The sequence below is a fragment of the Halomarina oriensis genome (assembly GCF_009791395.1).
GTDB classification, from domain to species: domain Archaea; phylum Halobacteriota; class Halobacteria; order Halobacteriales; family Haloarculaceae; genus Halomarina; species Halomarina oriensis.
Window position 1 is genome coordinate 32,243 of sequence record NZ_WSZK01000023.1, and the last position, 21,142, is coordinate 53,384.

At 68.5% G+C, this 21,142-nt stretch carries 27 protein-coding genes; 16 read left to right on the forward strand and 11 right to left on the reverse strand.

The features are described 5' to 3' along the window. Positions 1 to 46: 46 nt before the first annotated feature. Genes nreA through GQS65_RS13250 form a run of 3 tightly spaced genes read left to right on the forward strand, consistent with a single transcriptional unit; the run spans position 47 to position 1,760 of the window. Positions 47 to 1,318, forward strand: coding sequence for a DNA repair protein NreA (nreA, locus tag GQS65_RS13240; RefSeq protein ID WP_158205117.1), 1,272 nt, complete (start codon positions 47 to 49; stop codon positions 1,316 to 1,318). Further along, positions 1,315 to 1,461, forward strand: a complete 147-nt coding sequence (locus GQS65_RS13245; RefSeq protein WP_158205118.1) for a hypothetical protein — start codon at positions 1,315 to 1,317, stop codon at positions 1,459 to 1,461. Before nreA ends, GQS65_RS13245 begins: the two co-directional genes overlap by 4 nt. 44 nt (positions 1,462 to 1,505) lie before the next feature. Beyond that, a complete protein-coding gene (locus GQS65_RS13250) occupies positions 1,506 to 1,760 on the forward strand; it encodes a preprotein translocase subunit TatA (RefSeq protein ID WP_158205119.1) in 255 nt (84 codons plus the stop codon). Here GQS65_RS13250 and GQS65_RS13255 read toward each other — a convergent pair whose 3' ends face one another. Both GQS65_RS13255 and GQS65_RS13260 read right to left on the reverse strand, forming a co-directional pair. Beyond that, entirely contained in the window at positions 1,761 to 2,204 is a 444-nt protein-coding gene (locus GQS65_RS13255) for a DUF302 domain-containing protein (RefSeq protein ID WP_368280149.1), read from the reverse strand. Positions 2,205 to 2,313: 109 nt separating this feature from the next. After that, positions 2,314 to 2,736, reverse strand: coding sequence for a DUF5789 family protein (locus GQS65_RS13260; RefSeq protein ID WP_394351451.1), 423 nt, complete (start codon positions 2,734 to 2,736; stop codon positions 2,314 to 2,316). A gap of 72 nt (positions 2,737 to 2,808) precedes the next feature. On the opposite strand from GQS65_RS13260, the gene GQS65_RS13265 reads away from it, so the two are divergent. Genes GQS65_RS13265 through GQS65_RS13275 form a run of 3 tightly spaced genes read left to right on the forward strand, consistent with a single transcriptional unit; the run spans position 2,809 to position 5,503 of the window. Then, entirely contained in the window at positions 2,809 to 3,246 is a 438-nt protein-coding gene (locus tag GQS65_RS13265; protein ID WP_158205120.1) for a DUF5788 family protein, read from the forward strand. Further along, complete coding sequence (locus GQS65_RS13270) at positions 3,243 to 5,048, forward strand: helix-hairpin-helix domain-containing protein (protein ID WP_158205121.1); 1,806 nt, start codon at positions 3,243 to 3,245, stop codon at positions 5,046 to 5,048. Before GQS65_RS13265 ends, GQS65_RS13270 begins: the two co-directional genes overlap by 4 nt. 2 nt (positions 5,049 to 5,050) lie before the next feature. Continuing rightward, on the forward strand, positions 5,051 to 5,503 hold the full coding sequence (locus GQS65_RS13275; RefSeq protein ID WP_368280150.1) for a Mut7-C RNAse domain-containing protein: 453 nt from the start codon (positions 5,051 to 5,053) through the stop codon (positions 5,501 to 5,503). Between the two features lie 18 nt (positions 5,504 to 5,521). Here the strand turns inward: GQS65_RS13275 and GQS65_RS13280 are convergent, their stop codons facing one another. Continuing rightward, complete coding sequence (locus GQS65_RS13280) at positions 5,522 to 6,412, reverse strand: DUF7139 domain-containing protein (protein WP_158205122.1); 891 nt, start codon at positions 6,410 to 6,412, stop codon at positions 5,522 to 5,524. Positions 6,413 to 6,521: 109 nt separating this feature from the next. Here GQS65_RS13280 and GQS65_RS13285 point away from each other — a divergent pair, with 109 nt between their 5' ends. Next, positions 6,522 to 6,908: a hypothetical protein gene (locus GQS65_RS13285; protein ID WP_158205123.1), complete on the forward strand. Its 387-nt coding sequence runs from the start codon at positions 6,522 to 6,524 to the stop codon at positions 6,906 to 6,908. A 3-nt stretch (positions 6,909 to 6,911) separates the two neighbouring features. Here GQS65_RS13285 and GQS65_RS13290 read toward each other — a convergent pair whose 3' ends face one another. Next, positions 6,912 to 7,781 carry a CPBP family intramembrane glutamic endopeptidase gene (locus tag GQS65_RS13290; RefSeq protein ID WP_158205124.1) on the reverse strand — a complete coding sequence of 290 codons (870 nt, stop codon included), beginning with the start codon at positions 7,779 to 7,781 and terminating at the stop codon, positions 6,912 to 6,914. Between the two features lie 6 nt (positions 7,782 to 7,787). Next, positions 7,788 to 9,815 carry an ATP-dependent protease LonB gene (lonB, locus tag GQS65_RS13295; RefSeq protein WP_158205125.1) on the reverse strand — a complete coding sequence of 676 codons (2,028 nt, stop codon included), beginning with the start codon at positions 9,813 to 9,815 and terminating at the stop codon, positions 7,788 to 7,790. Between the two features lie 166 nt (positions 9,816 to 9,981). Between lonB and GQS65_RS13300 the strand changes: the two genes are divergently transcribed. Beyond that, positions 9,982 to 10,506: a nicotinamide-nucleotide adenylyltransferase gene (locus GQS65_RS13300; RefSeq protein WP_158205126.1), complete on the forward strand. Its 525-nt coding sequence runs from the start codon at positions 9,982 to 9,984 to the stop codon at positions 10,504 to 10,506. A gap of 11 nt (positions 10,507 to 10,517) precedes the next feature. Here GQS65_RS13300 and GQS65_RS13305 read toward each other — a convergent pair whose 3' ends face one another. Beyond that, a complete protein-coding gene (locus GQS65_RS13305) occupies positions 10,518 to 11,066 on the reverse strand; it encodes an NUDIX domain-containing protein (protein WP_158205127.1) in 549 nt (182 codons plus the stop codon). Positions 11,067 to 11,143: 77 nt separating this feature from the next. On the opposite strand from GQS65_RS13305, the gene GQS65_RS13310 reads away from it, so the two are divergent. The 3 genes from GQS65_RS13310 to GQS65_RS13320 all read left to right on the forward strand — a co-directional run bounded on the left by GQS65_RS13310 (position 11,144) and on the right by GQS65_RS13320 (position 13,088). Beyond that, positions 11,144 to 11,935: an SAM hydrolase/SAM-dependent halogenase family protein gene (locus GQS65_RS13310; RefSeq protein ID WP_158205128.1), complete on the forward strand. Its 792-nt coding sequence runs from the start codon at positions 11,144 to 11,146 to the stop codon at positions 11,933 to 11,935. Next, positions 11,935 to 12,549, forward strand: a complete 615-nt coding sequence (locus GQS65_RS13315; protein WP_158205129.1) for a trimeric intracellular cation channel family protein — start codon at positions 11,935 to 11,937, stop codon at positions 12,547 to 12,549. The genes GQS65_RS13310 and GQS65_RS13315 overlap by 1 nt, the downstream gene beginning before the upstream one ends. A gap of 101 nt (positions 12,550 to 12,650) precedes the next feature. Then, positions 12,651 to 13,088 (forward strand): hypothetical protein, encoded by a 438-nt coding sequence (locus GQS65_RS13320; protein ID WP_158205130.1) that lies wholly within the window; start codon positions 12,651 to 12,653, stop codon positions 13,086 to 13,088. Here GQS65_RS13320 and GQS65_RS13325 read toward each other — a convergent pair. The 5 genes from GQS65_RS13325 to GQS65_RS13345 all read right to left on the reverse strand — a co-directional run bounded on the left by GQS65_RS13325 (position 13,031) and on the right by GQS65_RS13345 (position 17,894). Continuing rightward, positions 13,031 to 13,882, reverse strand: a complete 852-nt coding sequence (locus GQS65_RS13325) for an alpha/beta hydrolase (protein ID WP_158205131.1) — start codon at positions 13,880 to 13,882, stop codon at positions 13,031 to 13,033. The two genes, GQS65_RS13320 and GQS65_RS13325, sit on opposite strands and share 58 nt — an antisense overlap. 141 nt (positions 13,883 to 14,023) lie before the next feature. Further along, a complete protein-coding gene (thsA, locus tag GQS65_RS13330; protein WP_368280153.1) occupies positions 14,024 to 15,595 on the reverse strand; it encodes a thermosome subunit alpha in 1,572 nt (523 codons plus the stop codon). Positions 15,596 to 15,707: 112 nt separating this feature from the next. After that, positions 15,708 to 16,694 carry a glycosyltransferase family 2 protein gene (locus GQS65_RS13335; protein ID WP_158205132.1) on the reverse strand — a complete coding sequence of 329 codons (987 nt, stop codon included), beginning with the start codon at positions 16,692 to 16,694 and terminating at the stop codon, positions 15,708 to 15,710. Positions 16,695 to 16,727: 33 nt separating this feature from the next. Next, entirely contained in the window at positions 16,728 to 17,435 is a 708-nt protein-coding gene (locus GQS65_RS13340; RefSeq protein ID WP_368280155.1) for a methyltransferase domain-containing protein, read from the reverse strand. 60 nt (positions 17,436 to 17,495) lie between these two features. Further along, on the reverse strand, positions 17,496 to 17,894 hold the full coding sequence (locus GQS65_RS13345) for a pyridoxamine 5'-phosphate oxidase family protein (protein ID WP_158205134.1): 399 nt from the start codon (positions 17,892 to 17,894) through the stop codon (positions 17,496 to 17,498). A 179-nt stretch (positions 17,895 to 18,073) separates the two neighbouring features. Between GQS65_RS13345 and GQS65_RS13350 the strand changes: the two genes are divergently transcribed. The 5 genes from GQS65_RS13350 to GQS65_RS13370 all read left to right on the forward strand — a co-directional run bounded on the left by GQS65_RS13350 (position 18,074) and on the right by GQS65_RS13370 (position 21,097). Beyond that, the gene (locus GQS65_RS13350) at positions 18,074 to 18,370 is read left to right on the forward strand and encodes a MarR family transcriptional regulator (protein ID WP_158205135.1); all 297 of its coding nucleotides are present in this window, start codon (positions 18,074 to 18,076) and stop codon (positions 18,368 to 18,370) included. Between the two features lie 44 nt (positions 18,371 to 18,414). Continuing rightward, a complete protein-coding gene (locus GQS65_RS13355) occupies positions 18,415 to 19,227 on the forward strand; it encodes an MBL fold metallo-hydrolase (RefSeq protein WP_158205136.1) in 813 nt (270 codons plus the stop codon). 58 nt (positions 19,228 to 19,285) lie between these two features. Then, positions 19,286 to 20,116, forward strand: coding sequence for a YkgJ family cysteine cluster protein (locus GQS65_RS13360; protein WP_158205137.1), 831 nt, complete (start codon positions 19,286 to 19,288; stop codon positions 20,114 to 20,116). A gap of 40 nt (positions 20,117 to 20,156) precedes the next feature. Then, positions 20,157 to 20,549 (forward strand): TRAM domain-containing protein, encoded by a 393-nt coding sequence (locus GQS65_RS13365; RefSeq protein WP_158205138.1) that lies wholly within the window; start codon positions 20,157 to 20,159, stop codon positions 20,547 to 20,549. Positions 20,550 to 20,860: 311 nt separating this feature from the next. Beyond that, on the forward strand, positions 20,861 to 21,097 hold the full coding sequence (locus GQS65_RS13370; protein ID WP_158205139.1) for a DUF7123 family protein: 237 nt from the start codon (positions 20,861 to 20,863) through the stop codon (positions 21,095 to 21,097). Positions 21,098 to 21,142 lie beyond the last annotated feature (45 nt).

Below are 21,142 nucleotides of genomic sequence, written 5' to 3' on the forward strand. Positions count from 1 at the left end.
CGCGCTGGCGAGGGGTTCTTAGGCGACTGGCCCGAGGGACGAACGTATGGATCTGGGCGAGTACTTCCACGAGCTAGAGGAGGACGAGGCGGCCAGGAAGCGCCGTCTGGCCCGCGAGAAGTCCTACGAGATAACGGAGTACCTCGCCGACGTGGAGCGACAGTTCGACGAGACGATGCAGGGCGACTCGCTGTTCGGGTCGACGGCCCCCTCCATCTTCGTCGGGCGCTCGTCGTACCCCGACGTCTCGGCGGGCGTGCTCGCACCGGTCGCCGACGCCGACAACGCCGAGGCCTACGAGACCGGTCCCCACTGGTACCGGTCGGGCTACACCATCTCGGACGTCTTCCAGGCACGGACGAACCTGTTGAACTCCAACCAGCGCACCAACGTCCACGTCGCCGACGAGTGGGACGGGTTCACCGGCGTCCAGCGCGAGGTGGCCATCGCCGACCGACCGGTCGACGTGGAGGTCGGTCTGGACGGACCGCTCGACATCGACCTCGACATCGCCATGGAGGACATCTCGACGCCGACGGGGCCGCGAGCGACCGCCGAGTCCGCCGAACTCACCGAGAACCCACACGTCCCCCGTGCCGTCGAGAAGACGCTCTCGGACGACGACTGGCGCGCGGAGGGCGCGATGAACTACCTCTACAACCGCGGGTTCGACGTCTACGACATCAACACCATCCTCTCGGCGGGGGCGCTCGGACAGACCCGCCAGCGGAAACTCGTCCCGACGCGGTGGTCCATCACCGCCGTCGACGACACCGTCGGGGACTTCCTGCGCGGGTCGGTTCGGAACGCGCCGAGCGTCGACGAGACGAAGGTGTGGTACAACGAGTATCTGGGAAATCGGTTCTGGGTCGTCGTCGCCCCTGGCGACTGGGAGTTCGAGTTGGTCGAACTGAAAGCGCCGGGGAGCATCTGGAACTGGAAGGACGGAGACTACCTCGTCGCCGCCGACTACGAGAACTACGAGGGCCGCTCGAACTACGTCGAGGAGACGGCGGGTGCGTACTACGCCGCGCGTCTCGGTGCGCTCGAACACCTCGCGGACGCGGGTCGGCAGGCGAAGGTGCTGGTGCTCCGCCACGTCACCGAGGATTACTGGGGGCCGGCGGGTGTCTGGCAGGTCCGCGAGACGGTCCGCAACGCGTTCTCCGAGGGCGACCCCGGCGTCGCCGAGACGTTCCACGACGCGGTGACGCAGTTGGAACCGCGCCTCCCGGTGTCGATGGCCCGCCTGCGGCGGAACTCGGAGATGGTCGCCGGCCTCCAGTCGAGTCTCGCTGACTGGGGTGTCGGTGGGTGACCCCGACGACGCTCCAGTCCACGGCCACGCTGTTGCAGGTGTCGGGGACGGACCTGGTGGTCGTCGCACTGCTCGCGTTCGCGTGTTTCGGTCTGCCGGGCATCGCAGCGATGCTCTACCTGCAGTATCGGTCCGGCGACTGAAGCGTCGAAAGAGCTTTTCGTGTTCGCTTCAGGTATCCGAAACGATGGTCCCCACAGTCCCGCTGTTCCCCGGCATTCCCGGTGGTATCGAAGTGTTCATCGTCCTGTTGGTCTTCGTCGTGCCGTTGGCGTTGCTCGCACTCGCCGCCGTCGCCGGAATCGGGTTCTTCCGGAGTCGGTCCTCGAACGACGAGGAGGTCGAACGACTCGAACGTCGCGTCGAGGAACTGGAGCGCGAGCGTGACGACGACGGGACCCGTGATGCCGACCGGAGCGGGTGGAACGACGGCCAGAGCTGATTACGCCGAGTCCAGGGTGGCGAACGCTTCGTCGACCATCTCGCCGGTGTCGGCACAGAGGGCGGCCCACTCCCCGGAGTCGGGGGCGATGCCGAGCAGTCGCCCGGCACGCATGATGGAGAGGTGGTACACCTGCTGGACACCCGGTTCCTCCTCCCAGACGACGACGTTACACGGCATCAGGCCGCCCAGTTCCATGCTCATGTCGAGCGCCCGGTCGGCCATCGCCGGGTTGCACGCGCCGAGCACGTAGTACGGGTCGCGGTTCGCGTCGACCTTCTCGTTGAGCAGTTCGGCGGGCGAGAACTCGACGGGAACGCCGAACCCGGCGTCGGCGAACGTCTCCCGGACGTGTTCGACGGCCGCCTCGTGGTCCATTGTGAGTGTTGCACGTTTCTCACCGATGTCCTCCGCGTCGATGGCGCTGGGGTCGATAGGTAACACACTCCCGATACGGGGGCAGAGAGGAAAGTCGTTTGCTCCTCGCGGGTCGCTCGCGCTCGCCCGCTCGGTCGTCCGAGAGCCTCACTCGCAGTCGCTCGTTCGCGTCTCGCTACTCCTCGTCGGACTCGTCCGCTGGCGCGTCCGTGTCGTCGCCGTCGGTGGGCACGTCGTCGGCGTCGGCCGCCCCGTCCGGAGCCTCCTCGTCCGTGTCGTCGGTGTCGTCTTCGCGCTCGCGGGTCGGAACCGCTCCCGTCCCGACGATCCCCTCGACGGTCGTCCGGAGGGACTCGGCGGTCGGGAAGTACGTCTCGTCGGTCTCGTCGAGGACCGACTCGATGGTCCGTGGGCCGTCGGGCGTGCGAATCTCGGTGTCGCCCTCGCGTCGAACGACCTCCGAGTGCTCGATACCGAAGTGGAGGCGCGAACTGATACGCGAGAGCGGTGCGCCGTCGACGGCGGGGCCCTCACCCAGTTCGACGATGGGTCCGTCGTCTTCTTCCGAGGCAGCGGCCTCGCTATCGTCGTCAGCCATGCCCGAATCTGGGACAGGGGGCGGGGTATGCCTTTCGTTTGGGCTTTTGTCGGTGCGCCCCGAACGGCTCGTATGAAGGAGTTCGAGCGGAAGGGGTTGCTCGAACGCGTCGACCGCGAGGGTGCGACGGTCGGGGCGTCGATCCCGGACGAGATCGAGGTGCAGGGCGAGGAGATCGCACTGCGGGAGTTCGTCTTCGAGATCAAACGCAGGGACACCATCCCGCCGGGCGAACGGGAGCGGGTCGATCGAGCGAAGAAGAACCTCCGGCGCGAACGCCTCCAGCGTCGTCAACGCCTCGAAGCGGCCGACATCAGCTACGAGGAGGGCGAGGAACTCGTGGGAGCCATCGTCGGCCTCGACCGGGCGCTCTCGGCGCTGGAGAGCCTCGGCGAGGCGGACGTCGAGCGACAGGCGAAGGCCAGCGACGCCGCCGACCAGAAACGCTGGATGAACTTCCTCCGGCAGGCGCTCGGTCGTGACAGCAGCAACGCGAGGAACCGCCGATGAGCGAGCGGAACGTCCGCAACGACGAACTCGCAGAGCTGTTCGAGGAGTTCGCCGACCTGCTCGAAGCACGGGACGTGGAGTACAAACCGCGCGCCTATCGCCTCGCCGCCGAGAACATCCGGGACTACCCGGAGAACGTCGCCGAGATGGCCCGCGAGGGCGGCGCGGAGCGCGTCGGCGAGATCGACCGCGTGGGCGACGCCATCGCCGCGAAGGTCGTCGAGTACGTCGAGACGGGCGAGATAGCGGAGTTAGAGGAGGCGCGCGCCGAGTTGCCCGTCGACATGGCCGGTCTGACCAGTGTCGAGGGCGTCGGCCCGAAGTCCGTCGCCAGCCTCTACGACGCGCTGGGTATCGAGGACTTAGACGACCTCGAAGAAGCCGCCCGCGAGGAGCGGATACGGGAGATCTCGGGGTTCGGTCCGAAGACCGAACAGAACATCCTCGACAACGTCGACTTCGCCCGGCAGACCCAGCAGCGCCAGTTGCTCGCGGACGCCCGGCCGCTCGCCGAGGACGTCCTCGCGCACGTCGAGACCATCGACGCCGCGAACCGCTGGGAGGTCGCCGGGTCGCTCCGGCGCTGGCGGGCGACCATCGGCGACGTCGACGTCCTCGTCGCCAGCGCCGACCCCGAAGCCGTCGTCTCGGGGTTCACCGACTGGCCCGACGCCGACGACGTCATCGAGGCCGGGACGAACAAGGCGTCGGTCCGGTCGCGGGGCATCCGCGTGGACCTCCGGGTGACCGACCCCGAGGAGTTCGGCGCGGCGCTCCAGTACTTCACCGGGAGCAAGGCCCACAACATCCGCGTCCGTGACCGCGCCATCGACCGCGACCTGAAGGTCAACGAGTACGGCGTGTTCGACGTGTCGGGCGTCGAGGACCCCGGCTCCGGTGAGGGAACCGACGGGTCCCGAACGTCGTCGGACGAGTCCGACGGAAGCCAACGCGTCGGCGAGAAAGTCGCCGGCCACACCGAAGCGGAGCTGTACGACGCCCTCGACCTCCCTCTGATTCCGCCCGAACTCCGCGAGGACCGCGGCGAGGTGCAGGCGGCCGCCGAGGACGCACTACCCGACCTGCTCGAACTCGACCAGATGCGCGGTGACCTGCACTGTCACACGAACTGGTCGGACGGCCGGAACAGCATCGCCGAGATGGTCGCTGGAGCCGAGGAGCGAGGCTACGACTACGTCGCCATCACCGACCACGCGACGGGACCGGGGATGGTCGGCGGCGTCGGCGTCGAGGACGACGACCTCGAAGCCCAACTCGCAGAAGTTCGTGAAGTCGACGACGATGCCGACATCCGCGTCTTCGCCGGCGTCGAGGCCAACGTCGACAGCGAGGGCGAAATCTCGGTCCGGGACTCGCTGCTCGAGGAGTTGGACTGCGTCGTCGCCTCCCCACACGCCGCCCTCGACGGCGACGGCACCGAGCGTCTGATTCGCGCCGCCGAGCACCCGAGCGTGAACGTCGTCGGTCACCCCACCGGTCGCCAGTTGAACCAGCGGCCCGGACTGGACGTCGACTTCGGTGAGCTCGCGGCGGCCGCGGCCGACGCCGGCACCGCCCTCGAAGTCAACGCCAACCCGAACCGTCTCGACCTGCGCGGTGGCGCGGTCAAAGCCGCCATCGACGCGGGGGCGACCATCGCCATCGACACCGACGCACACCGCCCCGAGAGCTTCGACCTGCTTCGCTACGGCGTCCACACCGCCCGTCGCGGGTGGGCCGAGCGCGACGACGTGCTCAACGCGTGGTCGCTCGACGAGGTGGAGTCGTTCCTCGGACTGTAGCCGTGCGCCTCCTGCTCGACACGATGTGTGGCGGCCTGCGCGCCTCCCTCCGAATGTGCGGCCACGACACCGCCTACTCGCTGGACCGGGACTGTGAGGCCGGTGGGGAAGTCCTCGAACTCGTGGAGTCCGAGGACCGCACGCTCGTCACGCGGAACGTCCAGTTGGCCGAGCGTGTCGACGAGTCCATCCTCCTGCGTGAACGCGACGTGGTCGACGAACTCGGGGAACTCCACCGGGCAGGCGTCGACCTGACGCTCGACGAGTCACCGGCGTTCTGTGGGGCCTGCAACGGCTCGCTCGAACGGGTCGGTCCAGCAGAACCGACCGCCGAGGACGCGCCCGACCCCCGGACCGAGGCCGTCTGGCGCTGTGCGGACTGTGGCCAACTGTTCTGGAAGGGGAGTCACTGGGAGCGTGTCGCGGAGACGCTCGAAGCGGTTCGAGACGGGTGAAAAGACGGGTCGGTCGGCTCAGTTGTTGCGCTGCCACTGCGAGCACGGCTCCATGTCGTCCATCAGTTCCTCGTGGACACCGCAGTACGGCTGGAGGCCCTCACCGGTGCGGACGTACCGGAAGTGCGCACACGACCCGCAGTAGCGGTCGGTCGCATCCCGCGGGTCGTCCTCGCCGAGCACCGTCGCCGAGTCCGGCACCGGGTCGGGGCTCCCGGTCGGCGTCGAGACGGTGTCGGTAGCCGTCCCACCGTCCGAGCGGGGACTCGGCGTCGGCGTGGCTCCCGACCCTGCCGTCTGGGTCTCGACCTCACCGTCGGGGTCGTTGCCGAGCAGGCCGACACCACCCATCCCACCGATGGAGCCGAGACCGCCGAGCGACGAGAGTTCCGACCGGTCGACTTCGACGACCCGTGTCTCGCCTTCCTGAGTGATTTCGAGTTTCACCGTGCCGCCGGGGTCGTTGCGGGTCTTGAAGTTCGCCACGCCGACGAACAGACACCAGAAGGTGACGACGGTTCCGAAGAGGTAGACCGCGATGACCGGGAACGCGTAGCTCACATCCGCCAGAATCCAGTTTTCCGGGTAGACGGCACGGAACATGAGGACGCCGACGACGGCGATGGCAGCACCGGCCGTCGCGGCGGCCTTGACGCGGCGACTCGACGGCAGGACAGCGAGGATGCCGACGAACACCGCCGGGACACCGAGCCCCGCGAGTGTGATACCGAGTTCGTGTTCGACCGTCCAGTGGAACCCGAACCACGCACCGCCGAGTTCGGTGGTCGCAAACACCATGCCGCTCAGGACGAGCACCACGCCGACTGCGAACAGCGAAACGCCGAGGTACAGCCGTCGGAGGTTCGCCCCGCCAGCGCCCCCGTTGTATACCTCCGTGAGGCTGGTCATGGGCGGCATTGTCACTCGCCACACAAAGCTCTGCGTCAGACGCTCGTCAGACGGTCGAAGTCGCCGTACTCGTCCGAAGGTCGATACGTCCGTTCGACGAGAACGAGTCGTGACTGGTCCCCACGAGCGACTCCGGTACGCGACGACGCGCACGGCGGGCGTCGTCGCAGTGACTGCTGGATACGTCCACTGGCGGGAGATACCGAAACCGGCGCTCGGCGTCTTCGCGGGGCTGTTCGCCGTCGGCGTCCTGGACGCCATCAAGCGCCTGTTCGACTGGGCGTACGCCCGCCGCGACGACCCGGCCGCGGGAGTGGAACTCCCGGTTCTCGGCGTCGACTCGGTGTACGGACTCTCCTGTGGCACTCACCTCCTCCTTCCACTGCTCGTCGGTGGGGTTCTCCTCGTCTTCGGTGGGTTCTGGGTCGTCGCTGTCGACGGCGACGCCGGGACGGAACGTGCTCCCGACGCCGAAGCCGAACCGGCAGTCGAGTGACGCTCAGTGCCACTCGACGCCGAGGTAGCCCCCGACGACGAACTCCAGGGCGTTGACGAGGTAGTGGGCGACGACGACGGCGAGCAGACTGTTGGTCAGCACGAACACGACCGCGAGGACGAACCCGAGGACGCCCGTCACGAGCATCCCCATCCGCCCCTGTGCACCGTGCCCGAACGCGAACGCTATCGAGGAGACGACGGCGAGGAGCCACGGGGACAGCGCCAGCCCCTCGCCGAACGCGCCGACCAGCGCCGCGCGGAACAGGAGTTCCTCGAAGCCCGCGATGAGCGGGAGCACCGCGAGCAGAAGGAGTCCCCAGCCACCACGCGAGGCCGGCGTGAGCACGTCGCGCAGTGACTCGTCGTACTCGAAGCCGGCGGCGGCCGCGGCCGCTGCGCCCGCGACGTTGACGAGGTAGAGACCGACGCCGACGCCCACACCGACACCGAGCGCCGGCAGGCCCGTCGAGAGCGGGTCCGCGAGGTCGACACCGAGCGCTGGCAGCGGGACGCTCGCGTAGAACGCACCGAACAGGAGGAACGCGCCGAGCACGCCCTGCGAGAGCGCGACGTTGAGGAGCAACGCGGCCGTCGGGAGGTCGGGGTCGCCGAGTCCCGCCACCGTCCGCTCGGCGGGTGACGGCGCGTCGGGATAGCGCCCGACTTCGAGGGGTGCGTACTGTGCGTCGCGGTCGACGGCCGCCGTCACGTCGAGGCCGGGCGTCGACTCGGTGAGCGGGGCCGGACTCGCCGCGTCGGCGTCGGTCTCGTCGGCCCGGTCGGAGCCGACGCTCTGGGAGAGTCGTGCGAGTGTGAGCAACAAGAACAGGACGACGGTCGTCACCGCGACGAACGCCGTCCACTCGGTCATCGGGTGTTACTGCGGGCTCGGGGAGCCACGACCGGGCGACCCGGAGCCGGATTCGAGGGCCTGCCCGGTGATGTTCTTGAGCCGGTCGACCAGCGAGTCCTTCTCGGGTTCGCCGGCCAGCGCCACGTCCAGCACCTCGCTGATGTGGCTGACCGGGATGATCTCGATCTGGTCTTTGAACTCGTCTTCGATCATCACGTCCTGCATGTTCGCCGCCGGGATGATGACGGTGTCCATGCCGGCCTTCGCGGCGGCCTCGATCTTGTGGGTGACCCCGCCGACCGGGAGCACGTCGCCACGGACCGAGAGCGACCCGGTCATCGCCACGGACTGGCTGACCGGGATGTTCTCCAGCGCGCTGATGACCGCGGTGGCCATCGTGACGCTCGCGGAGTCGCCCTGGACGCCCTCGTAGCTCTGGACGTACTGGATGTGGATGTCCTGCTTCGAGATGTCCTCGTCGGAGAACTTCTTGAGGATGGCCGAGACGTTCATCACGGCCTCCTGGGCGATGTCCTGGAGCTTCCCGGTGGCGATGACCTCGCCGGGGCCCTGCGAGGGCGCGACCTCGGCCATGACGGGCATGACCATCCCGGAGTCGCCGCCCATGACCGCGAGGCCGTTGACCCGACCGACGACGTCGCCCTCCGCGACGGTCATGTCGTAGTCCTTGCGGCGCTCGATGTACTGGTCGGCGAGTTGCTGTTCGATGGAGCGACTACGGCGCTTGGCGCGGAGCACGTGGTCGCGCGTCGTGTACTCGGCGTCCTCGGCGCGGGCGATGTCGCCCGCGACACGCACGAGGCCACCGAGATTCCGCAGTTCGAGGGTGAGGTGGCCCTTGCGCTGTGCACGGCGCTGGGCTTCGAGGATGACCTCCTCGACGGCCTCGTTGTCGAAGTGCGGCAGGCGGCCGTCCTTCTCGACCTCCTGGGCGATGAACCGGGCGTACTTCCGGCGCATCTCCGGGGTGTCCTCGATGGTGTCGTCCATGTACACCTCGTACCCGTACCCCTTGATGCGCGAGCGGAGCGCCGGGTGCATGTTCTCCATCGCGTCCATGTTCCCGGCGGCGACCATGACGAAGTCCGTCGGGACGGGTTCGGTCTGGACCATCGCACCCGAGGAGCGCTCGCTCTGCCCGGTGATGGAGAACTCGCCCTCTTGGATGGCCGTCATCAGCTTCTGCTGGGAGCGGATGTCGAGCGTGTTGATCTCGTCGACGAACAGCACGCCCTTGTTCGACTTGTGAATCGCGCCGGCCTCGACGCGGTCGTGGCTCGGCGTCTCCATCCCGCCGGACTGGAACGGGTCGTGACGGACGTCGCCGAGCAGCGCGCCGGCGTGAGCACCCGTCGCGTCCTCGAACGGCGCGGTCTGGTGGTCGGCGTTGTTCACGAGGAGGTTCGGAATCATCGCGTCGCTGCCCCGCGAGGAGTAGCGGAACGCGAGGTAGATGACACCGGCCGCGAGGATGCCGAGGAGGACGGCCCCCTCGACGATGAGTGCGTAGCCGATGACGATGGCGATGATGATCCACATGAGGAAGCTGCGCATCTGGTTGCGCTTGCGGGCCTCCTCCTTGTGGGCCTCGACGATCTGTTCACCTTTCCCTGCGGGAACGGTGCGAATCTTCGGCTCGTTGCCGTCGTCCGGGTTGTGGTAGACGAGGACGTCCTGGAGCTCCTCGCGGGGGAGGAGCTGACTCATCGCCTTGGCGAGCATCGACTTCCCCGTCCCCGGAGAGCCGATCATCATGACGTGGCGGCGCTGTTTGGCCGCCTTCAGGATGATGTCGCGGGCGTGGTCCTGCCCGATGACCTGGTCGACGAGACGGTCGGGGACCTCGATGTCGGCGGTGCTCCCTATCTGGAGTCCACCCAGGAGGTCGTCCGTCGCGTCCTCGTCGACGACCATGTCGGCAGAGACGTCGCGTCCGAGATCAGGCTCGGTTCCCTCCGTGTCTGGCTGGTCGGCCGGAAGTTCGACCTCCCCATCCTCCGAGGGTACCTCGTCTGCGTTGTTGTCGCTCATAGAACCGTTGCTATCACCACAAACGACGGGCCGTCGATTGATATACTTTCTCCCGCTCCAGTCCCGTCCACACAGCCGAAAACGCCCGATTGCGGGCGAATGGGACGATACGTCGCCAACGGGGGTACTCCGGAGTCCTTATTAAACGAGCGCCACAGGGAGGAGTATGCTGCGGGGGTGCTACATCGGCCGCTTCCAGCCCTATCACGACGGTCATCACCGGATGGTCGAGGAGATCGCCGAAGAGGTGGACGAACTCGTGCTCGGTATCGGGAGCGCCGACCTGTCACACACCACACACGACCCGTTCACCGGCGGCGAGCGACTCATGATGATCACGAAGGCCGTCGCGGACCTCGACATCATCTCCTACGCCGTACCGCTCGAGGACCTCAACCGGAACGCCGTCTGGGTCAGCCACGTCGAGAGCATGTCCCCGAAGTTCGACGTCGCCTACTCGAACAATCCGCTCGTGATTCGCCTCTTCGAGGAGGCCGGCACGGAGGTCCGCTCCTCGCCGATGTTCCGGCGCGACGAACTCGAGGGCTCCGAGGTCCGCGAGCGCATCCGGACCGACGGCGACTGGCGCGGCCTCGTCCCCGACGCCGTCGAGGAGGTCGTCGACGAGATAGACGGCGTCGGCCGCCTCCGACAGGTCTCACAGAGCGACTCCAACGGGAACGGGCTCTGACCGGCCCGGACTCAGTCACGGTGCTCCCCGACGGTCTCGATGGCCCGGAGCACCTGCTCCAGCCCCGACGCACGCAACTGCGGCGGGTCAGCGACCAGTTCCTCGCGCGACCAGAACCGGGCGTCCACGGCGTCGTCGCCCGCTTCGAGCGTGCCGGTCGCGTCCGCGACGTCGCCGACGTAGTCGATCGAGACCATCGTCAGTCCGCTCTGGAACCGCAGGAACCCGGTTCCGAGGAGCGTCAGGTCGTCGGGGTGTATCGAGAGGCCGGTCTCCTCGGCGAGTTCACGGGCCGCACCGACGGCCGGTGGTTCCTGATGGTCGAGGTGCCCGCCTGCGAGTGCCCACTCCCCGACGTTCGAGCCACGACCACGTGCGACGAGCAGTGCGCTGTCGCCGTCGACGAGCGTCGCTCGACCCATCGGCACGGGGTTGCGATACAGCGTCCGCTCACAGGAATCGCAGTACGGCAGGTCCCAGCCCTCGTGACTCCGAGCCCCCAGTGACTCGCCACACCACGGGCAGTACTCGGGCGGAGCGCCCTGTATCGTCCACGCCATGTCGGACCGTCCGGGAGCGAGCCGAAAGCGTCCCCGGTTCCGATTGCGTTTAGCCGTTCGCACCCGGACCGTCGAGTATGATTACTCTCGCGTCGGACTTCGGGACGCCCTACCCCGCCGCGATGCGCGGCGTGATTCTCGACCGCTGTGACGCCCGTGTCGTCGACGTCGCTCACGACCTCCCCAGACAGGACGTGCGAGCGAGTGCGTTCTGGTTGCGCGAGACGCTGCCGTGGTTCCCGCCGGCCGTCCACTGCGCCGTCGTCGACCCCGGCGTCGGCACCGACCGGGCGGCGCTCGTCGTCCGCGTCGGCGACCACGCGCTCGTCGGCCCGGACAACGGTCTGCTCTTGCCGCCCGCTCGTGAGATAGCCGAACGAACCGACGCGACGGTCGAGACCTTCGACTGGCACGTCGACGACCCGGCGAGTTCGACGTTCCACGGTCGAGACGTGTTCGCGCCGGCCGCGGCCGCCGTCCACGAGGCCGGTGTCGACGCCATCGGGACGCTCGACGCCGCGACACCGACCGACGAGTTCGTCGACCTGCGGTTTCCCGACCCCGAAATCGCGGCCAGCGCCACCTCCGCGACCGGCGAGGTGCTCGTCGTCGACGGCTTCGGCAACGTCGTGACGAACCTCCCCGGTGACCTGCTCGCCGGCCGCGAACGCGTCCACGTCGGTCCGGTCGACGCGAGCGGTGGCGCGGTCTACCCGGTCACACCCGCGTACGCCCACACCGAGGCCGGCGAACCGCTGGTGACGGTCGGGAGTCACGGCAACGTCGAACTGGCCGTGAATCGGGGGCGTGGTGACGAACTGTTCGGCCTGGCCGTCGGCGACGGCGTCCGGGTGACGGTCGAACGCTGATGGTGGACGCCTTCACCGTGATGAACGCGCTCGGCCTGCTCGCGTTCGCTGCGGCGGGTGCACTCAAGGGTGCGGAGGCGGACCTCGACCTGTTCGGCGTCGTGGTGCTCGGCGTGCTGACGGCGCTCGGTGGCGGGACGCTCCGGGACGTGCTGGTCGGCCGAGTCCCGGCCGCACTCCGGTCGACCGCGGACGTGACCGTCGCGTTCGTCGGCGTGGCCCTCGCCGTCGCGTTCGTCGTCCTCAGCGAGGACGTCCGGGGCCACCCCGCGCTGGTCGTCTCGGACGCCGTCGGACTGGCGGCGTTCGCCGCGACGGGCGCACTCGTCGGCGTCGAGGCCGGTCTCTCGCCGTTCGGCGTCGTCGTGCTGGCGACGCTCACCGGCGTCGGCGGCGGGAGCCTGGCCGACCTGCTGTTGACGCGCGTCCCCGTCGTCCTCCGGGAGGACTTCTACGCGACACCGGCGGCCGTCGGCGGTGCGGGCTTCTGGGCGGCGACGGTGGGGGGTGCTACCTCCGAGCAGGCACTGCTCGGCACCGCCGTCGCCGTGTTCGCGGTACGAATGCTGGCGGTCCGTGGCGACTGGCGACTGCCGACGCTCTCGGCGGTCTGAGCGGCACACGAGGTGACGGCCCAGAGCCGGCCGTCGGGACGTATCCGGCCATGAATGGTCAAGGAGAACGCTGGTACGAGGGGCACGACGAGTCGTGCCCCATGAGCGATGGGAAGTTGGGGCTGAGCGGGGCGACGGCCATCGGTCTCGGCGGGATGATCGGTGGCGGCGTCTTCTCGGTGCTCGGTGTCGTCGCCGCCATCGCCGGGGCCGCGGCGTGGGCGGCGTTCACCGCCTACGGCAGCCTCTCGGGCATCACCTCGTTCGGGTCACTGGCGTTCATCGTCGTCTTCGGCGTCATGAGCTTCATCGCCTTCCAGCGCCGCGACGAGGACGCGATTCGCGGAGCGATTCCCACCCTCGGCGTGCTGGGGACGACCGCCGCGTTCCCGCTGCTCCTCTACCACCTCTACACCGCCGAGCGGGGCACGTTCTACGCCGTCGCGCTCGTCTCCGTCGCCGTGGTCGCCGTCGAACTGCTCTACTTCGAGCGCGACGAACTCGCCGACCTGGTCGCGGAAGCCGAACGGCAGGTCTGAGCGACGGGACTCGGAGAGACGGCCACCGGTCGTGCGTCGGCGGTTCGGTCCCCCTCGGTGAGCCAGTCCGCGACGGCCGTGGCGACACGCTGACGGGCCTCGACGTTCGGAATCGTCCCGTCGGTGTCGGCCTGCCCCGAGTAGACGCCGACCTGCGTGTGGTTCATCCCCTCGACGGCGACGAACCGCGCGTCGTCGGGGACGAGGGCACGCGAACGTTCGACGGCCGCGCGGTTCACGACGCTGTCACGAGTGCCGACGACGGTCAGCACGTCGAGGTCCGTGTCGCGCACGTCGGCCTCACAGTACGCGCCGAGCAGGACGACACCCGCCAGTTCGTCGGCGTTCGCATCCGCGTACCGACAGGCCATCGCCCCGCCCAGCGAGTGGCCGCCGACGTACCACCGGTCGACGTCGGGGTGTGCATCGACGACGGCGCTCGCCGCGTCGACGTCGAGGATGGCGAGGTTCAGCGGCACGTCGACGAGATGCACCGCCATCCCGGCTTCCCGAGCGACGTCACCCGCGAGCGGAACGTACGCTTCGGTCGGGACGAGCGCACCGGGGTAGAGGATCAGACCCTCGGCGGGGTCGCTTCCGGCGGGGCGGACAGTGAGTCCCGAGTCCGTCTCTTCGACCGTGAGCGTCGGGTCGTCTCCGACGGCTTCGATGGCCCGCTCGTCGACCGGGTACGGGACGAGGAAGTAGACCCCGACGCCGGCGGCGACGACGAGCACGGCGACCAGCCAGACGGCGAGGCGTTCCCGATTGCGAGCGAACCACGCGCGAATCACGGCGTCGCTACTCGGCGCGTGGACAAGAATGACGCGGCGCTCGCCGGCGTGTGAAAGAAACGAGGAGTCGGGGTGAGTGCGCGCTGCCTCGCGGTTACACCGCTCGGCTCGGCCGCGGTTCTCGCTCCGCTTCGAACCGCGCTAGTTCGAGGCGATGACGTCGTCGATACGGACGATCATCGTCGCGGCCTCGGTGGCGCTCTCGATGGCCTCGCGCTTGACGGCGGCGGGGTCGACGATGCCCGCTTCGATGGGGTCGCCGATCTCGCCGGCTTCGGGCGTCGTGACGATGCCCGAACGGCCCTCGCTCTCGAACGTCGAGCGGAGTTCGACGAGTGCGTCGATGGGGTCCATGCCGGCGTTCGCGGCGAGCGTGCGCGGCAGGACGTCGAGCGCATCGGCGAACGCCTCGACGGCGAGCTGTTTGCGGCCGGTGATGGAGGCGGCCTCGGTGCGGATGTGGTCGGCGATGGCGATTTCGGTCGCGCCGGCACCGGGGACGACGCCGCCCTTGTCGAGCGCGGCGGTCGTCACGTCGAGCGCGTCGTTGAGTGCGCGTTCGAGTTCGTCGACGACGTGCTCGGTGCCGCCGCGGGCGAAGACGGTGACCGTCTCGGCCTCCGCGCCGCCCTCGACGAACGTCAGTTCGTCGTCGCCGTACTTCTCGACGCGGACGAGGTCGGCGTGGCCGAAGTCCTCGGTGTCGAGGTCCGAGAGCGTGCCGACGCGCTTCGCGCCGGTCGCGCGGGCGATGGACGTCGCCTCGTCGTCGCTGACGGACTCGAAGGCGAGGATGCCCTCGCTGGCGAGGAAGGAGGCGACCCGGTCGTCGATGTCGCCGGTGACGAACGCGACGTCCACGCCGGACTCCTTGAGGCTCTCGGCGTAGCCCCGGAGTTCGTCCTCCTCGGCGGTCAGGGCGGCTTCGAGCTGGTCGATGTCGGTGATGTTGTACTCGGCGTCGATCTCGCCCTCACGGACTTCGAGGTCGAGGTTGAGCACGCCGATGGTGGCGTCCTCGACGCGGCGAGGCATGTTCTCGTGGACGGGTTCGTCGTCGCTGACGACGCCCTCGACGAGGTCGGTCGCGCTGGAACTCGAGCCGACACGGGTGCGGACGGTGACGTTGTCGCGCTGGACCTTCTCGCCGTCGTGGACCTGCCGGATGGCCTTGACGACCGTCTCGGCGAGCGGGCCGGCACCGACGTCGCCGGTGCCCTTCCCGGTCATCGACGAGCGGGCGACCTTCCGGAGCAGGTCGTCGTCGAGTTCCTCGTCGAGTACCTGCCCGTCGATGGCCTCCTGAGCGAGGCGAGCGGCCTCGTGGTAGCCCTCGACGATGGCCGTCGGGTGGACGTCGTCTTCGAGCAGGTCCTCGGCACGGGCGAGCAGTTCGCCCGAGAGCACGGACGCCGTCGTCGTCCCGTCGCCGACCTCCTCCTCCTGGGTCGTGGCGACCTCGACGATCATCTGCGCGGCGGGGTGCTCGATGTCCATCCGTTCGAGGATGGTCGCCCCGTCGTTCGTGATGGTGACGTCACCGGAGTCCGAGACGAGCATCTTGTCCATCCCGCGCGGACCGAGTGTGGTCCGGACGGCGTTGCTCACCGCTTTCCCGGCCGCGATGTTCGAGGACTGAGCGTCCTGTCCCCGAGTTCGCTGGCTGTCCTCCGAGAGGATGAACATCGGCTGACCGCGCATCTGTTGAGCCATAATCAATCGGGACATGGTTTGCGATTCTATATAAAACTGTCGTCGGAGGCGTCGAAAACCGCGTCACGGAACGCCATGCCACGCTACCGCATGACGAGGGTGGTCGTGCTTATCAGTCGCTCGACCCGTCCCGCCGGTCGTAGACGGCGACGGCCCGGTCACCGCGCGTCGAGAGGCCACTCGGGTTCCGGACGGACGAGCGGTCGCGGAACCGAGCGCCGACGCCGTCTTTGAGGCCGACGAGCGCCCCGACGGCCACGTCCGACCCGTTAGCCCACCACTTCGACGGTGAGGACTCGCCGCGGGCGACGTCGGCGAGCGCTCGTCCGCCGTCGCCGAACGCGTGTCTCGTGACCCGCCACGCGGTCGACGGCGTCCCGTAGTTCTTCGTGAGACGGTAAGAGAGCGACCGATACCGCCAGTACCAGTCGCGCTGGTGCTCGCCACCGTCCGCCCGGAGTGAGGGCTGGCGTATCTCGCCCGCCGTCTCCTCGCGGCAGACGGTCATCTTCGGGAGCCACTCCACGTCGTAGCCCGCGGCGGCGAGACGGTGGGCCGCGTCCCGCGCACCGCCGGTCAGCAGGTACTCGTCGAACCCGTCGACGGCGTCGAGCACCTCACGGGCGAACGCGACGTTCCCGCCGGCGAAGTACGTCACCGACCGACCGCCGATGGCCCGGCGTTCGGCGGACTCGGTGCTCACGCCACCTCGGAGCGACCGGTGGACCGGCCCGGTGACGACCGAGGCGAGGTCCGGTCCGTGGCCGCTGGCGCGGTGACCGCCGGCCGTTCCGTCGAGTGACTCGCGGATAGCGTCGCTCCACCCGGCTTCGACGGTGTACGCGTAGTCGAGGAAGGCGATGGCGTCCCCGCTCGCCCGCTCGATGCCGGCGTTCCGGGCGACGTTGACGTTCCGCTCGTCTATCTCGACGAGCACGTCGACGTCCGAACGGTCACGGACCATCCCCGTCGTCCCGTCGACGCTCGGGCCGTTGACGACGAGCGTCTCGGCGTCGGGGGCGTGTGTCCGCAGGGAGTCGAGACAGCGACGCAGGTGCTCCCGGCCGTTGAGCGTCGGAACGACTACCGAGAGCTTCATACCTCTCACAGATGGTCCGGAGTGATAAAAGCGCTACTTGACGCTCGCGTCCCAGTACGACACCGAGGCGAGGCGCTGGCCGACGGTGCTGTCGCCGACGGCGAGGTCCATCCGTCGGAACGGTTCGGCGATGTCGTTCGGAATCGCTCGGTAGAAGCCGTAGGGGAGCAGGAAGTCGTGTTCCTCGTGTCGGAGTCGAAGCCCCGCCCCGTGGAGCAGTCTGAGCACCTCGCTCTCGGCGTAGAGCCGCGACCCCATCGGGAGCGCCCAGTTGTAGATGGAGCGCGTCGAGAGACTGTTGAACGTGTCGAAGAACACCTGGTCCTTCGAGACACGGCACATCTCCGAGAGGAACGAGGCGGGGGTGTCCGCGAGGTGGAAGAAGCGCATGGCGAACACCGCGTCGAAGTAGTCGTCGGGGAACGGCAGGCGGGCGGCGTCGCCACGCATGAACTGGAGGTGGTCGGCGACCCCGGCACGCTTCGCTTTCTCCCGGCCCTGCTGGAGCATCTCTTCGGAGATGTCCAGACCGGTGATGTCCGCGCCGCGTTCGGCGAGCATCACGGTGAACCGACCGGTTCCGCAGGCGATTTCGAGGACACGCTTGTCGTCGAGGGGTGACAGCGCGTCGAGGACGGCGCGCTTCTCGCGGTCGTCGATGAGTCGGCCACCGCGGGAGAACCGCTTGTCGTCGTACTCCTCGGCCACCTCGTCGGCCTGATACCACTCCTGGCCCTTCACTACGTGCACCAACCTCGGCGGTCCATAAAACGGTACTGGATTGTCGGATTCGACGACCGGTCAGGAGGTCACTACCTCGTCGGTCGAGATACGGAGGATCACTCGCGGATGCTCCTCCCCGTCGCGGTTCGGGTACTCCTCGACGTCGAAGTACCGCTGGGCGAGGGCGTCGATGTGTTCGTCGGCCCCCGCCTCGACCATCTCGACGACCTCCCCCCGGACCGAGACGAACCGATAGGGGTCGTCCGGGTCGACCATGCTGACCCCCACCTTCGGGTCGCGCTGGACGTTCTTCTCCTTTCGCCGCCGTCGTTCGGTGTTGACGAGGAGGTGGCCCGACTCGGCGTCGTAGTCGACCCACACCGGCGTCACCTGCGGCGTGCCGTCGGGCATCAGCGTGGCGAAGTGTGCGAACGTCTGCTTCTCGAAGAGGTCGTGGAACGCCTCCGGGATTGCCATGACCCGTCTACACACCCCCGGAGCAAAGCCGTTCGGTCGAGCGCGACCCCCCGAGAGTCACCGCCAAGCGGCGTGACAGCCGAGCAGTATATAAGGTCGTATGGATTCCTTACAGAGTTGGTATTGTACTGATTCCCCTATAGCGAAGCTTTACACGGCAGATTGCCCCTCGTCGTGGTATGAGCACGCACGCGGAGGAGCGGGTTGCCGAAGAGCAGGTCGCGGAAGAAGAGGAGAGCCCGTTCACGGACACCGACTTCAGGGACCGACTGCAGGAACTCCCACCGAGCGCGAAGCTGGTGGCGAAGGTTCTGGAAGGAGAAGCACCGCTCTCGCAGGGCGAACTCGCCTCCGAGTCGCTGCTGCCGGACCGGACGGTTCGGTACGCGCTGAACCGACTCGCGGAGGCCGACCTCGTCGAGTCCCGCTACAGCTTCCGCGACGCGCGCAAGCAGGTCTACTTCCTCTCGGCGTAACGCCGTCCGCCGTCTTTACTTCGGAGCCACACCCACACCGAGCCATGCCGATTCGGAGCTTCGGCGGGCCACACGCCATCGACGTCGAGACGGCCGCCCCCGAGGGGGCGACGAACTGCTACGTCGTCGACGACGAGGCGGCCCTGCTCGTCGACCCCGCCGGACGCGACGAGGGTCTGGAGACCCTACTCCAGGACGCGGGCGTCGACGTCGGACACGTCGCCGTCACCCACCACCACCCGGACCACGTCGGCGCGGTGGCGTGGGTGGCCGAGGCCACCGACGCCACCGTCTGGTGTCGGACCGGCCGCGAACGGGCGTTCGAGGGCGCGACGGGGGTCGCTGCCGACCGGACGTTCCACGAGGGGACGCGCATCGAGACGGGCAACGGGGCGGTGACCGTCCTCGACACCCCAGGCCACGCCCCCGAACACGTCGCGTTCTCGTTTTCCGACCCCGAGGGGGCCGGCGAGGCGGTGCTCTCCGGTGACCTCGCCGTCGCCGAGGGAAGCGTCGTCGTCGGTGCCCCCGAGGGCGACCTGCGAGCGTACCTCACCTCGCTCCGGCGACTCCACGCCCGACACCCCGACCGACTCCTCCCCGGTCACGGCCCGGTCGTCGGGACACCGCGCGAGACGCTGCGACGCCTCCTCGGTCACCGTCTCGACCGCGAGGAGCGCGTCCTGACCGCCGTCGGGTCGGGAGCGAGGACCGTCGGCGAGGTGACCGACGCCGCCTACGAGAAGGACGTCTCGCACGTCCGGAGTCTGGCGGAGGCGACGGTTCGCGCCCATCTGGAGAAACTCGCCGTCGAAGCCCGCGTCGTGTTCGACGGCGAGCGAGCGACACCCACCTGAGTCACACGGCGTCTCGCGCGAACGTCGGCCTTTTGCCCGGTCACCACGGAGCGGACCCATGGAGTCACTGGAGTCGGAACTCGACCGGGCGCGTACCCTCTCGGTGAGCGACCTCGCCGACGCCATCGAGTCCATCGGCTTCGAGTGCACCCGCTGTGGGGCGTGCTGCAAGGGCTACGACGACGAGGACGGCGAACACGAACCCCACACCGCGACCGTGTTCCCCGAGGAGGTACGGACGCTGACGGACGCGGCCGACGACGGGGACGAGTCGGGCGACTCGGGAGGCACTGGGACGACGTCGGACTCCAGCGCGGACACGTCACGGGAGTCACGGCACGACGGGGGCACGCCGGACCCTCGTCCAGGGGACGAACGAGCGTGGCGCGACGTCGCTCGCCCGATGCCCTACGGCCTCCACGAGGGACCGGACGGTCCCGAGGGCGAGACGTTCGAGTGGGCGCTCCAGACCGACGGCTGTGGGGACTGTACGTTCTACGCCGAGGGCGACGACGGCCGCGGAGCCTGCACGGTCCACGAGTCGCGGCCGCTCATCTGCAGGACCTACCCGTTCAGCGTCGCGCTCGCGGGGACGAGTCAGCCGATGGGCGAGGTGGTCGAGAGCGTCGCGCTCCCGGCGCGACGAGAGGTCGACGACCCCGACGAACCGGACGGCGTCGTCCGCGCACACGAGTGTGAGGGACTCGGCCGTGACATCTCGCGGGCCGACGCCGAGGAACTGGCGGCCGCACTGCAGGAGCGAGCGGTCCGGGAACTGGAGGAGGCCATCGCCGTTCGGGACAACTACGAGACGGTCGACCGCAGTCCGGGCGACGTCGTCGTCCACGACTCCGAGGGCGCGAAACGGCCCGACGGCACCCCGTGGTAAGTTCTTTGTTCCTCGACGGTGAGGGTTCGCCCGAAGCTCTATGGAAATCTCAGAGAAGCTCCTGTGTCTGTTTAGTGCGGACGTCTCTACGGAGGGCGACCGCTATATCGTCGAGGTGCCGCGGCGCGAAATCGAGACCGGGTCGGTCGACCCCGACGAGACCTACCGGGTCGCACTCATCGCCACGAGCGAGGGGACGACCGAAGAGGAGACGGCGAGTGCGACGACCGCACCCGGCGAACCGCAACCGCCCGTCGAGATCGGCGAGGTTCGCTACGTCGAGGTCGAGGACCTGGGCAAGCAGGGCGACGGCATCGCACGCGTCGAACGCGGCTACGTCATCATCGTCCCCGACGCCGAGGTCGGCGAGCGAGTGAAAATAGAGGTGACGGAGGTCAAGTCGAACTTCGCGGTCGGCGAAATCATCGAGTGACGCGACCGCTCGTCTACTGGCGGGCACGCTCGTCCTGTAAACTCCGACCAAACGGTATCCACAGCGGTTCTCACGACGACGCTCGACGAGACGCTCACCGCGACCGACCGGTCGCGTAAGGAGAGCCTAGCTCCGACGCCCGACCGCCGGGCCGGCGGAGCGCTTCCCCGGTCGAACGGGTTGCCTCCGTGTACCAGCCAGCGGGGAATCGGCCGTCCGCTGGGGCCGGTTCGAGGCCAGAACCGCACGACAGCGCCGTGTTAACCCACCGTACCAAACTCCCTTTACGTCACTGGTGCTTCGGGTGGAACATGAGCACGAGCGCGACGACGACCACGACGATGAGCGAGAAACAGCGGCGCATCGCCCGATTCCTGGAGGAGAACGCCGCCACGAAGACGTACTTCAAATCGCGGCTCATCGGCGACGAACTCGACATGAGTGCGAAGGAGGTCGGGGCGAACATGCGTGCGGTCCGGGACGCCAGCACGCTCACCATCGAGAAGTGGGGCTACTCCTCGGGGACGACCTGGAAGGTCACGGCGTAGCACTGCGGCAAGCGGCGACGACAGGTGGCGAGAACGAGCGACGCG